Below are 12,793 nucleotides of genomic sequence, written 5' to 3'. Positions count from 1 at the left end.
CTTCAGGCCGTCGGCCGCCACCCTTCCGGCGCCAGTTCGAACCCGGCGAAGTCGAACCCCGGGGCGACGGTGCAGCCGACGAGGGTCCAGGCGCCCAGGCTGACGGCGGTCTGCCACCAGCCGGTGGGCACCACCACCTGCGGCCGGCAGCCGGCCCGCAGGTCGGGGCCCAGGGTGTGGGCGGTCATGCCGACGCCGTCGGGCGGCGACAGGGTCAGCGAGATCGGCGCGCCGGCGTGGTAGTGCCAGATCTCGACCGCGTCGATCCGGTGCCAGGCCGACATCTCCTCGGCCTGCAGCAGGTAGTAGATCGCCGTCGAGGCCGGCCGGGCGCCATCGACTGAAGCGTCGGCGAAGGTGCGCTTGTACCAGCCGCCTTCCGGGTGCGGGGCCAGGTCGAGCAGGCGGATGATCTCCTTGGCGCCCAGGTCGCCGGAAACGCCCAATCCCGAAGCCGTCGTGTTCATCCCTTGAAACCGTCCTTGGCGGCGCGAATCTCGCCGAACGCTTCGGCGGGCGCCAGATGGGGGCGCAGCAGGGGCGCGCGCAAGAACGGATTGGTCGCCTTCTCCAGGCCGATGGTGGTCGGCACCGTCGGCTCGCCGTGTTCGCGGGCCGCGAACACCTGGTCGGCCCGGGCCCTGAGCGCCGGGTCGCTGTCCACCGACAGGGCGAAGCGGGCGTTGGTAGCGGTGTATTCGTGGGCGCAATAGACGGTGGTTTCGTCGGGCAGGGCGGTCAGCTTGCCCAGCGATCCCCACATCTGCTCGGCCGTGCCCTCGAACAGCCGGCCGCAGCCCAGGGCGAACAGGGTGTCGCCGACGAAGGCGATGTGGCCCTCGGCGTCGTGATAGGCGATGTGGCCCAGGGTGTGGCCGCCGGTGTCGATCACCGACAGGGTCGTCTCGCCCAGCTGGACCGTGTCGCCCTGGCCGACGGGGCGGTCCAGCGGCGCGATGCGGGTGACCTCGGGCGGGCCGACGATGGTCGCGCCGGTCGCCGCCTGGATCGCCGCGTTGCCGCCGGCATGGTCGGGATGCCAGTGGGTGTTGAGGATCAGGTCGAGCCTCCAGCCCAGCTTTTCCAGCTGCGCCAGGATGGCGTCGGCGTCGGGCGTGTCGATGGTCGCCGTCGTTCCCGTGGCGTCGTCGCGCACGAGAAAGCCGTAATTGTCGGACAGGCAGGGAAACTGGTGGACGGTCAGCGACATGCTGGGACTCCTCAAGGCGGGCGTGACGCGACCGGTTCGCCCACCTACATAGATGACGCTGCAGACCGGGAGACTCAATGCGTCGCGACGTGCTCGATCTCAGGGCCTTCTACGCCACCCCCCTCGGGCGGTCGGCGCGCGAGATGCTTGGCCGCAAGGTCGAGGAGGCGTGGGGCGACGCGCGCGGCCTCGACGTGCTGGGCCTGGGCTACGCCACGCCCTTTCTCGACCTGGCCCGCACCAGCGCCCGGCGCGTGGTGGCGGCCATGCCGGCGACCCAGGGGGTCGAGGTCTGGCCCAGCGGCGGGCGCAACCAGGCGACCCTGGTCGAGGAGACCGCCCTGCCGTTCCCCAACGCCATGTTCGACCGCATCCTGGCCGTCCACGCCCTGGAGGAGGCCGACGACCCCGCCGCCGTGCTGCGCGAGATCTGGCGGGTGATGGCCCCGTCAGGCCGGCTGATCGTCGCTGTGGCCTCGCGCGACGGCCTGTGGGCCGGGGCCGAGGGCACGCCGTTCGGCCATGGCCGTCCGTTCAGCCGCCACCAGCTGGAGGCCCTGCTGCGCGAGGCCGACCTGGAGCCGGCCGGCTGGACCCGGGCGCTCTACGCGCCGCCCATGGCGGTGATGTCGCGCTGGGCCGAGGGCTTCGAGCAGGTGGGGGCGCGGCTGTGGCCGCGCTTCGCCGGCCTGATCCTGATGGAAGCGGTCAAGCAGACCTTCGCGGTCAAGCCGCGCGGCAACCGTGCGCGGGTGCGGGTGTTCGCGCAGGGGGTGCTGTCGCCCTCTCCAGGAGGTCCGGCGCCTGTTCGAAAGGCGCCGAGCGGTCTAAATGCCGCAAGACCCTTGGAGCCGTCGATTTCCAGGCCTAGCCTTGAGTCGCACACACCGTCGCCAGCGAGAGCCGCGCCATGAAGATGATCGTCGCCGTTATCAAGCCCAGCCGCCTCGACGCCGTGCTTGAGGCGGTCACCGAGGCCGGTGCCTCGGGCCTGACGGTCACCGAGGTTCGCGGCTACGGCCGCCAGAAGGGCAAGACCGAGGTCTATCGCGGCGCCGAGTACGAGGTGAAGCTGCTGCCCAAGGTCAAGCTGGAGATCGCCGTGCCCACCGACGTGGTCGACTCGGTGGTCGAGGCCCTGCAACGCACCGCCAACACCGGCAAGATCGGCGACGGCAAGGTGTTCGTGCTCGACCTGGAACAGGCCCTGCGCATCCGCACCGGCGAGCGCGACGCGGCGGCGATCGCGGGGTAGTTACTACCCCCTCCGTCATCCCCCGCTTTATGCGGGGGACCCAAGCCGCGCTGGCCGGTTGTAATTCTGAAACTCGGCTTGGGTCCCCCGAACAAGTCGGGGGATGACGACCGTGGGTGGGGCCAAGCTCCTACCGCTCCAGCTCCCGCAGATCCCGACCGCGCGTCTCGGTCCCGAACCAGGCCATCAGCGCCATGGCCAGGACCAGGGGCGCGATGATCATCAGGGCCGCCACCTTCAGCGGCGGCACGGCGGCGAGAATGCCCAGAAGCTGGGCGATCAGCCCGCCCGACTTGCTGCAGGCCGCCACCCAGCCGGTGGCGCGGCCGCGGATCTTCAGCGGATAGCTTTCGGCGGTGTAGGGCAGCAGGATGGCCAGCAGGCCGTTGGTGCCGATGATCATCAGGGCCACGGGCAGGACCGGGCTGACGCCGGGCCCGATGGTCAGCACCCCCGCCACGCCCAGGGCGCTGACGCCGATGCTGACGACCAGCGACCACTTGGTGCTCCAGCGGCTGTAGAGGAAGGCGCAGACGAACACCGTCGGGAAAGCGATCAGGGCCGACTTGGCCAGCAGCTGGCTGGAGACGCCGACGCTGTGCCCCTCGGCCACCAGCTCGGCCGGCAGCCACAGCAGCAGGCCGAAATTGACCAGGCCCCAGGCGACGGCGGCGATGCTCAGGGCCAGGGTCATGCCGGCGTAGCGCGTGGAGATCGGCGGGACGGTCAGGACGTGGTGATGCTCCTCGGGCGTCTCGACGCGCTCGCGCACCACCGAGCCGAAGCGCTTCATCACCGCGTGGGCGGCGTCCATCCGGCCGATGGTCATCAGGAACTTGGCGGATTCGGGGATCGCGCCGGACAGGGCGATCAGGATCAGGCCGGTCGGCAGGTTGAGGAACCACATGATCCGCCAGCCGAACTCCGGCTGCAGCAGGGCCGAGCAACTGCTGGAGGCCAGGTAGCCGCCCACCGCGCCCAGGCCGCCGACCAGGACCAGGCTCCAGCCGCGATGCTTGGACGGCATGGTCTCGGCCAGCAGGGCGTAGACCACGGGCAGCAGGCCGCCGGCGGCCGCGCCCATCATGAAGCACATGATCACGTTCCACCAGAAATCGGGCATGGCTCCGCAGATCGAGGTGCCGACGAACATCACCGCCGACAGCAGGATCGAGGCCCGCCGCCCGAACACGTCGGCCAGGATTCCCCAGATGATCGAGCCGGTCACCGTGCCGCTCAGGGCCGCGAACGGCAGCCAGGCGACCATGGCCTTGGAGACCCCGTACTCCTTGAGCATGCCCGGCACGACGAAGCCCAGGCTGGCCGGCTTCATGATGTCGATGATCAGGGCGACCACCAGCACCAGCATCAGGCTCCAGTGGGCCAGGGACAGCGGCGCGTCCTCGGGCGGGGTGACATCGACGGTGTGGTGGTCATGCTCGTGGTGGACGCCCCGGCGCGGCAGCAGGCCCCAGCCAGCCAGCGCGCAGCCGGGCGGGATCATCAGCATGCCCACCGTCATGCCCAAGTCCATCGGCATCCCGGCCAGCCGGTAGCCGATGTCGGCGCCCATCAGGTACATCGGCACGTGCAGGACGACCCCGGCGGTGACGACCAGGCAACCGACCCAGAACGCCCACAGGCGCTTGCGGTCCGACAGGACGTGGTGATCGGCGTGAGCGGTCATGGCGGTCCAGAAATCGCGTTGCGGGGGGAAGTGCAAGCGGAGCCATAACATGGGTCAATGCGTTGAGGAATTTCCATGGCAAAAGGGGAACCATGGCCGAAGACGCATCTCCGCTCACCCACGCCTCGCTGCTTGCGCCGGGCTCCACCTGCTGGCGTGTCGAGACCGCGGATCGGCTGGCGCTGTTCATCGACAATGACGAGGCGTTCGACGCCCTCAAGGCCATCCTGCTGTCGGCCAAGACATCGATCTGGATCCTGGCCTGGGTGTTCGACCCGCTGACGCGGCTGGACCCCGACCGGGTGAGGAAGAGCCGCGACCCGCAGCACGTCGATCGCATCGGCCTGCTGCTGCGCCGCCAGGCGGCGCTCAACCCGGCGCTGGACGTGCGGATCCTGGTCTGGGACATGCCGTTCCCGATCGCCGCCTCGCAGCTGTTCGGCCCGCATCGCGGCCAGGTGTTCTTCGCCGGTTCGCGGGTGAAGTACCACCTGGACAACACCCTGCCGGCCAGCGCCAGCCATCATCAGAAGGTGGTGGTGGTGGACGGCTCGGTGGCCCTGGTCAGCGGCGGCGACATCGGCGTCGACCGCTGGGACACCACCCAGCACCTGGACAACGACCCGCGCCGTCGCCTGCCCACGGGCCATCATTATCCTGCTCGTCACGAAGTGGCGGCCATGGTCGACGGCAAGGCCGCCGAGGCCCTGGGCGAGCTGTTCATCAGCCGCTGGCGCAAGTCCACCGGCGAGGTCCTCGCGCCCTCCCCGAAGCCCGAGGCGGCGCCCTGGCCCGACTTCCTGACGCCGGACCTGCGGTCCGTGGACCTGGCCATCTGCCGCACCCAGCCGGCCTGGAAGGGCGACCCCGAGATCAACGAGGCGATGCTGATGCACCTGGCGTGCATCAAGTCGGCCAAGCGCCTGATCTATCTGGAGAACCAGTACCTGACCTCGCCGATCATCGTCGAAGCCCTGGCCGAGCGGCTGGCCGAGGCCGACGGCCCCGAGGTGGTGACGGTCGGGCCGGCCCACAGCCCCAGCTATTTCGACCAGATGACCATGGACAGCGCCCGGACGGCGGCGATCAACCGCCTGCACGCGATCGACGTCCACGGCCGGTTCTCGGCCTTCAGCGCCCGCACGCCGAAGGGGGCGGCGATCATCGTCCATTCCAAGGTGGCGATCATGGACGACCGCGTGCTGCGGCTCGGTTCGGCGAACCTGAACAACCGCTCGATCGGCCTCGACACCGAGTGCGACATCGCCTTCGAGGGCGACGACGAGACCTCCCGCGCGGCGATCCGCGCCTTCCTCGGCCGGTTGATCGGTCACTTCCTCGATCACGAGACCGGCTATGTGCTCGAGACCTACGACCGCGAGGGCGGCCTGGCGGCGACGATCAACGCCCTGGACCGCAAGGGCGGCGAGCCGCGGCGGCTGGCGCCCGTGCCGCCCCGCCCGCTGACCGGGGTGCAGCAGTTCATCGCCGACTGGAGCCTGGGCGATGCCACCGCCCCGGACGACGCCTGGCGGCCCTGGGGCCGCCGCACGCGGCTCAGGCGTGAGTTGGCGCGCCTGATGGGCCCGCCGCCGGCCCTGCCGGATCATCTGCGGGGGTGATCTCCAGGTCGACGACCAGCGGCAGGTGGTCCGAGGCCGCGCGGGCCAGGGCGCCATAGGGCGAGCTGACGCCAACGGTCTCCAGGCCCTTGGTCAGGAAGACGTGGTCGATACGCATGAACGGGAAGCTGGACGGGAAGGTCGCCGTGGGCGTCTGCCGCCAGGTGGGGCTCTGGGACTGGGCGTCGCGCAGGGCGGCCCGCAGCAGCCGGTAGGTCGCCGAATAGGGCGTGGCGTTGAAGTCGCCCAGCAGGATGCCCGGCGCCTTCCAGGCCTCGTGCGCCATCCATTGCTCGCCCAGCAGGGCGGCGGCCTGCCGCCTCTGCTCCTGGGGCACGAGGCCCAGGTGGGTGTTGATGATCTGCACCGGCGTGCCGCCGACATCGACCGTCACCCAGATCGCGCCCCGCGGCTCCAGGCCCGGGATGCGGGTGTAGAGCGGCAGGCCGTCGGCCTTGACCTTCTTCTCGGGCAGCCAGGTCAGGATGGCGTCGCCGTAGAGTTCCTCCTCCACCGTCATGGCGGGATGGAAGTGCGAGGTCATCTTCAGCAGTTCGGCCAGCCGGTGGGCCTGGTCCACGCCCCGGGTGCGGGCCCGGCGGACGTCCAGCTCCTGCAGCGCCACCACGTCGGGCTGTTCCGCGGCGATGACCTCGGCCACGCGCTCGACGTCGAGCCTGCGGTCCGTGCCCACGCAACGGTGGACATTGTAGGTCATGAGACGAAGTTTCATCCGTCGAAGAGATCGCCCGAGATCGCCGGAGGTTCCCCCGCCGCCGAAGTTCCCGCCGCCGGCGGATTGCGGCTGAGCATGAACAGGCAGCTCTCGGCCCGCCAGTTCTCGATGGCCTTGGTCGGGTCGATCTGGCGGGCCGGGCCGTGGCCGGCGAAGGCGGCGCAGGCGTCGATCCGCACGTCCAGGTCGTCGGTCAGGGCCAGGAAGTCGGCCAGGGTGCACAGGTGGATGTTGGGCGTCGACCACCAGGGCAGGGGCAGGGCCTCGGTCTCGGGCATGCGGCCGCGATGCAGCAGCGACCAGCGCACCCGCCAGTGGCCGAAATTGGGGAAGGAGACGACGGCCCGGTCGGCGATGCGCAGCAGCTCGTCCAGCACATGGCGCGGCTGGCGCGTGGCCTGCAGGGTCTGGGACAGCACCGCGTAGTCGAAAGTGCGGTCGGGGAAGTGGTCGAGATCCTGGTCGGCGTCGCCCTGCACCACCGACAGGCCGCGCGACATGCAGGCGGCGACCCCGGCGGCGCTGATCTCCAGTCCCCGGCCGTCGACCTGCTTCTCCCGGGTCAGCAGGTCCAGCAGCACGCCCTCGCCGCAGCCGACGTCCAGCACGCGTGAACCGGGGCGGACGAGGCGCAGGATTTCCTTGAAGTCTTCCCGGATCATCTAGGTCCTCCCCCTCTGGGGGAGGGGTCGGCGAAGCCGACGGTGGGGGGAGTGATACGGCGTCGATCACTTCCCGGACCAGCCGCCCCAAAACTCCCCCCACCGGCCTTCGGCCGCCTCCCCCACGGGGGGAGGGCCTTGGAAACGCGACCCATCACAGTCCTCTTTCCCGGTCCACCGAACCCATGAACCCCTGCAGGGCGGCGTCCATCACCGGTTCGTCCAGCAGGAAGGCGTCATGGCCCTTGTCGCTCTCGATCTCGACGAAGGCCGCCCGGCAGCCGGCGGCGGTGAGGGCGCGGACGATGTGGCGGTTCTCGGCGGTCGGATAGAGCCAGTCGCTGGTGAACGACAGCACGCAGAAGCGCACGTTCCGGGCCCCGGCGAAGGCCTGGGCCAGCACCCCGCCGTGGCTGGCGGCCAGGTCGAAATAGTCCATGGCCCGGGTGATGTAGAGGTAGGAGTTGGCGTCGAAGCGATCGACGAAGCTGGCCCCCTGGTGACGCAGGTAGCTCTCCACCTGGAAGTCGGCGTCGAAACCCCAGGACAGGCCGTCGCGCTGCAGTTCGCGGCCGAACTTCCGCTGCAGGGCCGGCTCGGACAGATAGGTGATGTGGGCGGCCATCCGCGCGACGGCCAGGCCCTTCTCCGGCCGCGACTTGCCTTGCGCATAGGCTCCGGCCTTCCAGTCGGGGTCGGCCATGATCGCCTGGCGACCCACCTCGTGGAAGGCGATGTTCTGGGCCGAATGGCGCGAGGCCGAGGCGACGATCACCGCCGAGAACAGGCGCTCGGGATAGTCGGCCGCCCACTGCTGGACCTGCATGCCGCCCATCGAGCCGCCGACCACGGCCGCCAGGGTCTCGATCCCGAGCGCGTCGATCAGCATGGCCTGGCCGCGCACCATGTCGGCGATGGTGATCACCGGGAAGGTCAGGCCGTAGGCCTGGCCGGTGGCCGGATTGATCGAGGCGGGGCCTGTCGAGCCCATGCAGCCGCCGATCACGTTCGAACAGATGACGAAATGCCGGGCCGGGTCGATCGGCTTGCCGGGACCGATCAGGCGGGTCCACCAGCCGGGCTTGCCGGTGGTCGGATGCACGCCGGCCACGTGCTGGTCGAGGGTCAGGGCATGGCAGATCAGGACGGCGTTCGTGCCGTCGGCGTTCAGCGTGCCCCAGGTGCGATAGGCGATCTCCAGATTTTCCAGCTGGGCGCCGGAGTCGAGCCGCAAGGGCTGGCTGGACGGGAACCGCCAGGTTCCGCCCTCCGACAGCACGGGCCCGGCGAAATCGAGATTTGCCATGCCCGCCTTGGACCGCTTGGCGTCCCCTGTGTCAACTGGCCCCATCACAAGAGGTCTTCAACCGTGCTTCCGGAGCGCGACGGCGAAGGCTATGGAGGATCATGGACCGACTGATCCTCATGCGCCACGGCAAGGCCGAGCAGCACGCCGCCACGGGCGGAGATTTCGAGCGCGCCCTGGCCCCGCGTGGCCAGGCCGACGCGACCCTGATGGGACGGGTCCTGGCCAAGGCCGGCCTGACGCCCGACCTGGCGCTGGTGTCCTCGGCCAGGCGCACCCGCGAGACCTGGGATGCGGCCAGCCCGGCCTTCCCGGGCGCCCAGGCGCAGGTCCGCCGCGACCTCTATCACGCCGAGGCCCAGGACGTGCTGGCGGCGATTCGCGAAGACGCCCCCGACACCGGCACGGTGATGGTCGTGGGCCACAACCCGGGCCTGCACGAACTGGCGGTGCGCATGGCGATGGGCGGACAGGCCGATCCGGCGCGCCTGGCCAAGCTGCGGGGCAAGTTTCCCACCGCCACCGTCGCGGTTTTCTCGATCGATCCGGATGGAGCCCCGGCCTTGATCCACCTGTTCTATGCTTCGGAAAACGGCGGGCACGGCGGCGAATGAGCAAGATCTACAAGATCCTTTCCCTCGGGGAGTGGAACGCCGCGCGCGCCGCGGGCCGGTTCACCGGTTCGGCGGTCGACGTGGCCGACGGCTACATCCACTTCTCGGCCGCCGACCAGGCCCAGGAAACCGCCGCCCGGTACTTCACCGGCCAGGCCGACCTGGTCCTGCTGACCGTCGAGGCCGACCTCCTCGGCGCGGCGCTGAAATGGGAAGCCTCGCGCGGCGGGGCGCTGTTCCCCCACCTCTACCGTCCGCTGGAAATCCACGAGGTTTCGGCCGAGCGCCCGTTGCCCCTGGGCGCCGACGGCGCGCCGGCCCTCGGCGAGCTGCCCGCATGAGCCTGCACGACATCGCCGCCCGCGCCCTGCTGGCGCTGGACCCGGAAGACGCCCACGGCTGGGCGATCAGGGGTCTGAAGGCGGGGCTGGGTCCGCGCCAGTCCGACGTCGACGACCCGATCCTGGCGATCACCGTCGCCGGCTTGCCGCTGTCCAACTGCGTGGGCCTGGCCGCCGGCTTCGACAAGAACGCCGAGGTTCCGGCCGCCATGGCGAAGGCCGGCTTCGGCTTTGTGGAATGCGGCACCGTCACGCCCCTGGCCCAGGCCGGCAATCCGCGCCCGCGCCTGTTTCGCCTGACCCAGGACCAGGCGGTGATCAACCGCATGGGCTTCAACAACCAGGGCCTGGAGCCGTTCGCCGCCCGGCTGTCGCGCCTCAAGGCCCAGCGCGGGCCCAAGAACGGGGATGTCATCGTCGGGGCCAATATCGGGGCCAACAAGGACGCCGCCGACCGCATCGCCGACTATGTCACCGGCCTGACCCGGCTGTGGGGTCTGTCGGACTATTTCACCGTCAACATCTCGTCGCCCAACACTCCGGGCCTGCGCGCCCTGCAGACCAAGGCGGCGCTGGAGGACCTGCTCGGCCGCATCGCCGAGGCGCGGGGTCTGCTGAAGGCGGCGGGCACGGTCGACTACCCGATCTTCCTCAAGGTCGCGCCCGACCTGGAGGACGGCGAGGTCGAGGCCATCGTCGCCACGGTCAAGGCCGCCGGCCTGGACGGGATCATCGTCAGCAACACCACCATCGCCCGTCCGGGGGACCTCGCCTCGCCCCAGGCCGACGAAGACGGCGGCCTGTCGGGCAGGCCGTTGCTGCGCGCCTCCACCGCCATGCTGGCCCGGTTCCACGCCGCCAGCAAAGGCGAGCTGGTCCTGATCGGGGCCGGCGGCGTCGCCAGCGGCGCCCACGCCCTGGCCAAGATCCGCGCCGGGGCCAGCGCCGTGCAGCTCTATTCGGCCCTGGTCTATGGCGGCCCCGGCCTGGTCGAGCGCATCAAGCGCGACCTGGCGGCGCGGCTGCGCGCCGAGGGTTTCGCCTCGGTGACCGACGCGATCGGCGCCGCATGACGCCCGACAGCACCCTGGCCTGGCTGCGCCGCTTCGGGCCGCTGGGCGCGTTGCTGATTCTTCTGGTCGTGGCCCTGGCCACCGGCCTGGCCGGCAAGCTGTCGCTCGAGACCCTGCAGGCCCAGGGCATGGCGTTGCAGGGCTTCGCGGCGGCCCATCCGCTGAAATGCGCGATGATCTACGTCGTGATCTATGTGGCCACCGTCTCGATCTCGCTGCCCGGCGCCCTGATCCTGTCGCTGACCGGCGGCTTCCTGTTCGGGCCGATCGGCGGCGGCGCGGCGGCGGTGACCGGGGCCACCGGCGGCTCGACGGTGGTCTATCTGGTCTGCCGAACCGCCTTCGGCGACTTCCTGCGGCGCAAGCCGGGCGCGCTGCTGGCCCGGGTCGAGGAGGGCTTCAAGACCAACGCCTTCTCCTATCTGCTGACCCTGCGCCTGATCCCGGCCTTCCCGCTGCTGCTGGTCAATGTCGCCTCGGGCCTGATGAACATTCCGCTGCGCACCTACCTGCTGGCCTCGTTCCTGGGCATGATCCCCAGCTCCTTCGTCTATGCGGGGATCGGCTCGGGCCTGGGCCACATCTTCGCCAGCGGCGAGCCGGTGACGATGCACAGCCTGTTCTCGCCCAGGGTCTATCTGCCGATCGTGGCCATGGGCGCACTGGCCTTGCTGCCGCCGCTCTGGCGTTATTGGCGGCGCCGGCGCGTTGCCGAAGCCGCCGACGTGAAGTAACCCAGACAGATGGCCGAGCCGGTCACGCCGTCAGAGACTGAAACTCCCCGACCAGGGCCAGGGCCCGGGCGGCGCTTCCCGTGGCCCGGCGGCCTGTCGGCGCGCCTGCTGCTGCTCACCGTGCTGTTCGTCGCCATCGCCGGGGCCGTCATCCTGCCGCCGGCCCTGGCCGCCTTCGAGGAACAGTGGCTGCTGGATCGGGTGCGGGCCGCTGAACTGGCCTCGACCATCGCCGACGCCGACCCCGAGCGGCGGGTCACCGAACAGGTCTCGCAGCAGCTTCTCGACCAGGCCGGCGTGGTGATCGTGGCGCTGGAGGTCGACGGCGCCCGCCGCCTGGTCCTGCCCGCCGAGCCGCGCGGCCTGAAGATCAAGCCGCCCTACCTGGTCGACCTGCGCCGCCAGAACCCCGGCTCGTGGCTGGCCGCCCCGTTCTTCACCCTGAAGAGCGCGCCGGGCAGCATGGTGCGGGTGATGGCCGAGCCGCGCTTCCGCCAGGAGGCCGAGTTCGTCGAGATCGTCCTGCCCGACGCCCCCCTGAAGGCCCAGCTGATCGGCTATTTCGGCCGGCTGGCGGCGGTCACCGTCTTCGTCGCCGCCCTGGCCGGCGGGTTGATCTACCTGTCGCTGAACTTCCTGCTGGTGCGGCCGATGCAGCGCATCACCCAGGCCATGGAGCGGTTCCGCGCCGAGCCCGAGGACCCCGCCGCCCGCGTCGTGGTCTCGCGCCGCCGCGACGAGATCGGCCGCGCCGAGCGCGAGCTGGACCTGATGCAGTCCGACCTGCTGGCCGCCCTGCAGGCCAAGGCCCGGCTGGCCGCCCTGGGCGAGGCGGTGGCCAAGATCAATCACGACCTGCGCAACATGCTGACCAGCGCCCAGATGGCCTCGGACCGCCTGGCCGCCCTCGGCGACCCCAAGGTGGCCCAGGCCCTGCCGCGCCTGGAGCGGGCCCTGGACCGGGCCATCACCCTGGCCACCGACGTCATGGCCTACGGCAAGACCAAGGAGCCGGCCCCGGTGGTCCGTCCGATTCCGCTGCGGTCGGCGCTGGACATGGCGGCCGAGGACTCCGGCCTGCTGCCCACCGGCGTGGCCCTGGAGACCGTGATCGACGCCCGCGAGCAGGTGCAGGCCGACCCGGACCAGTTGCACCGCATCCTGACCAACCTGCTGCGCAACGCCCGCGAGGCCATCGAGGGCGCGCCCGACCGCGGCGGCAAGGGCAAGGTCTTCGTCGAGCTGCGCCGGGCGGACGGCATGAGCGTCCTGCGGCTGTCGGACGACGGCCCCGGCGTGCCGGAGCGGGCCCGCAACAACCTCTTCCAGCCGTTCGTCGGCTCGGTGCGGCGCGGCGGCACCGGCCTGGGCCTGGCCATCGCCCGCGAGCTGGCCCAGGGCCACGGCGGCGACCTGGCCCTGGTCGAGACCGGGCCGGGCGGATCGGTGTTCGACCTGACTTTGGCGGGCGCGCCGGAACCGGCCCCGGAAGCGCCGGCCGAGCCGGTCAAACCGAAGGCGAAATCGAAGCCCTAGCGCGGAAACCCTCTCCC

General features: G+C 70.7%; 14 protein-coding genes. 8 read left to right on the top strand and 6 right to left on the bottom strand.

The features are described from left to right. Nucleotides 1-2 precede the first annotated feature (2 nt). Complete coding sequence (locus PMI01_RS11595) at nt 3-467, bottom strand: cupin domain-containing protein (protein ID WP_007668367.1); 465 nt, start codon at nt 465-467, stop codon at nt 3-5. Beyond that, entirely contained in the window at nt 464-1,210 is a 747-nt protein-coding gene (gloB, locus tag PMI01_RS11590; protein WP_007668365.1) for a hydroxyacylglutathione hydrolase, read from the bottom strand. Before gloB ends, PMI01_RS11595 begins: the two co-directional genes overlap by 4 nt. 77 nt (nt 1,211-1,287) lie before the next feature. Between gloB and PMI01_RS11585 the strand changes: the two genes are divergently transcribed. Both PMI01_RS11585 and PMI01_RS11580 read left to right on the top strand, forming a co-directional pair. Further along, the gene (locus tag PMI01_RS11585) at nt 1,288-2,124 is read left to right on the top strand and encodes a class I SAM-dependent methyltransferase (protein ID WP_007668364.1); all 837 of its coding nucleotides are present in this window, start codon (nt 1,288-1,290) and stop codon (nt 2,122-2,124) included. Beyond that, nucleotides 2,121-2,465, top strand: coding sequence for a P-II family nitrogen regulator (locus tag PMI01_RS11580; protein WP_007668349.1), 345 nt, complete (start codon nt 2,121-2,123; stop codon nt 2,463-2,465). The genes PMI01_RS11585 and PMI01_RS11580 overlap by 4 nt, the downstream gene beginning before the upstream one ends. A gap of 130 nt (nt 2,466-2,595) precedes the next feature. Here PMI01_RS11580 and PMI01_RS11575 read toward each other — a convergent pair whose 3' ends face one another. Beyond that, nucleotides 2,596-4,152, bottom strand: a complete 1,557-nt coding sequence (locus PMI01_RS11575) for an MFS transporter (RefSeq protein ID WP_007668341.1) — start codon at nt 4,150-4,152, stop codon at nt 2,596-2,598. A gap of 92 nt (nt 4,153-4,244) precedes the next feature. Here PMI01_RS11575 and PMI01_RS11570 point away from each other — a divergent pair, with 92 nt between their 5' ends. Further along, a complete protein-coding gene (locus PMI01_RS11570) occupies nt 4,245-5,774 on the top strand; it encodes a phospholipase D-like domain-containing protein (RefSeq protein WP_007668339.1) in 1,530 nt (509 codons plus the stop codon). Here PMI01_RS11570 and PMI01_RS11565 read toward each other — a convergent pair. The 3 genes from PMI01_RS11565 to PMI01_RS11555 form a co-directional block, all read right to left on the bottom strand. Further along, nucleotides 5,710-6,507, bottom strand: coding sequence for an endonuclease/exonuclease/phosphatase family protein (locus PMI01_RS11565; RefSeq protein WP_035035901.1), 798 nt, complete (start codon nt 6,505-6,507; stop codon nt 5,710-5,712). The two genes, PMI01_RS11570 and PMI01_RS11565, sit on opposite strands and share 65 nt — an antisense overlap. Beyond that, on the bottom strand, nt 6,504-7,172 hold the full coding sequence (gene metW / locus PMI01_RS11560; RefSeq protein ID WP_007668337.1) for a methionine biosynthesis protein MetW: 669 nt from the start codon (nt 7,170-7,172) through the stop codon (nt 6,504-6,506). The genes PMI01_RS11565 and metW overlap by 4 nt, the downstream gene beginning before the upstream one ends. A gap of 154 nt (nt 7,173-7,326) precedes the next feature. Further along, nucleotides 7,327-8,478: a homoserine O-acetyltransferase MetX gene (locus PMI01_RS11555; protein WP_007668336.1), complete on the bottom strand. Its 1,152-nt coding sequence runs from the start codon at nt 8,476-8,478 to the stop codon at nt 7,327-7,329. A 101-nt stretch (nt 8,479-8,579) separates the two neighbouring features. On the opposite strand from PMI01_RS11555, the gene PMI01_RS11550 reads away from it, so the two are divergent. The 5 genes from PMI01_RS11550 to PMI01_RS11530 are packed head-to-tail and all read left to right on the top strand — an operon-like array spanning nt 8,580 to nt 12,776. Next, on the top strand, nt 8,580-9,092 hold the full coding sequence (locus tag PMI01_RS11550; RefSeq protein WP_007668334.1) for a SixA phosphatase family protein: 513 nt from the start codon (nt 8,580-8,582) through the stop codon (nt 9,090-9,092). Then, nucleotides 9,089-9,433 (top strand): DUF952 domain-containing protein, encoded by a 345-nt coding sequence (locus tag PMI01_RS11545; RefSeq protein ID WP_007668332.1) that lies wholly within the window; start codon nt 9,089-9,091, stop codon nt 9,431-9,433. Before PMI01_RS11550 ends, PMI01_RS11545 begins: the two co-directional genes overlap by 4 nt. Further along, complete coding sequence (locus PMI01_RS11540; protein WP_007668331.1) at nt 9,430-10,506, top strand: quinone-dependent dihydroorotate dehydrogenase; 1,077 nt, start codon at nt 9,430-9,432, stop codon at nt 10,504-10,506. The genes PMI01_RS11545 and PMI01_RS11540 overlap by 4 nt, the downstream gene beginning before the upstream one ends. Further along, nucleotides 10,503-11,240, top strand: coding sequence for a TVP38/TMEM64 family protein (locus PMI01_RS11535; RefSeq protein WP_007668330.1), 738 nt, complete (start codon nt 10,503-10,505; stop codon nt 11,238-11,240). The genes PMI01_RS11540 and PMI01_RS11535 overlap by 4 nt, the downstream gene beginning before the upstream one ends. 9 nt (nt 11,241-11,249) lie before the next feature. Next, entirely contained in the window at nt 11,250-12,776 is a 1,527-nt protein-coding gene (locus PMI01_RS11530) for a sensor histidine kinase (protein ID WP_007668329.1), read from the top strand. Nucleotides 12,777-12,793 lie beyond the last annotated feature (17 nt).

This window comes from Caulobacter sp. AP07 (genome assembly GCF_000281955.1).
Classification (GTDB): Bacteria; Pseudomonadota; Alphaproteobacteria; order Caulobacterales; family Caulobacteraceae; genus Caulobacter.
This window is presented reverse-complemented; position numbering and strand designations above follow the sequence as displayed.

What these genes read in the sequence shown, in the direction of transcription:
- gloB (WP_007668365.1), bottom strand. Translation starts at nt 1,210, where the DNA reads ATGTCGCTGACCGTCCACCAGTTTCCCTGCCTGTCCGACAATTACGGC.
- metW (WP_007668337.1), bottom strand. Translation starts at nt 7,172, where the DNA reads ATGATCCGGGAAGACTTCAAGGAAATCCTGCGCCTCGTCCGCCCCGGT.
- PMI01_RS11550 (WP_007668334.1), top strand. Translation starts at nt 8,580, where the DNA reads ATGGACCGACTGATCCTCATGCGCCACGGCAAGGCCGAGCAGCACGCC.
- PMI01_RS11545 (WP_007668332.1), top strand. Translation starts at nt 9,089, where the DNA reads ATGAGCAAGATCTACAAGATCCTTTCCCTCGGGGAGTGGAACGCCGCG.
- PMI01_RS11565 (WP_035035901.1), bottom strand. Translation starts at nt 6,507, where the DNA reads ATGAAACTTCGTCTCATGACCTACAATGTCCACCGTTGCGTGGGCACG.
- PMI01_RS11595 (WP_007668367.1), bottom strand. Translation starts at nt 467, where the DNA reads ATGAACACGACGGCTTCGGGATTGGGCGTTTCCGGCGACCTGGGCGCC.
- PMI01_RS11585 (WP_007668364.1), top strand. Translation starts at nt 1,288, where the DNA reads ATGCGTCGCGACGTGCTCGATCTCAGGGCCTTCTACGCCACCCCCCTC.
- PMI01_RS11575 (WP_007668341.1), bottom strand. Translation starts at nt 4,152, where the DNA reads ATGACCGCTCACGCCGATCACCACGTCCTGTCGGACCGCAAGCGCCTG.
- PMI01_RS11530 (WP_007668329.1), top strand. Translation starts at nt 11,250, where the DNA reads ATGGCCGAGCCGGTCACGCCGTCAGAGACTGAAACTCCCCGACCAGGG.
- PMI01_RS11580 (WP_007668349.1), top strand. Translation starts at nt 2,121, where the DNA reads ATGAAGATGATCGTCGCCGTTATCAAGCCCAGCCGCCTCGACGCCGTG.
- PMI01_RS11570 (WP_007668339.1), top strand. Translation starts at nt 4,245, where the DNA reads ATGGCCGAAGACGCATCTCCGCTCACCCACGCCTCGCTGCTTGCGCCG.
- PMI01_RS11535 (WP_007668330.1), top strand. Translation starts at nt 10,503, where the DNA reads ATGACGCCCGACAGCACCCTGGCCTGGCTGCGCCGCTTCGGGCCGCTG.
- PMI01_RS11540 (WP_007668331.1), top strand. Translation starts at nt 9,430, where the DNA reads ATGAGCCTGCACGACATCGCCGCCCGCGCCCTGCTGGCGCTGGACCCG.
- PMI01_RS11555 (WP_007668336.1), bottom strand. Translation starts at nt 8,478, where the DNA reads ATGGCAAATCTCGATTTCGCCGGGCCCGTGCTGTCGGAGGGCGGAACC.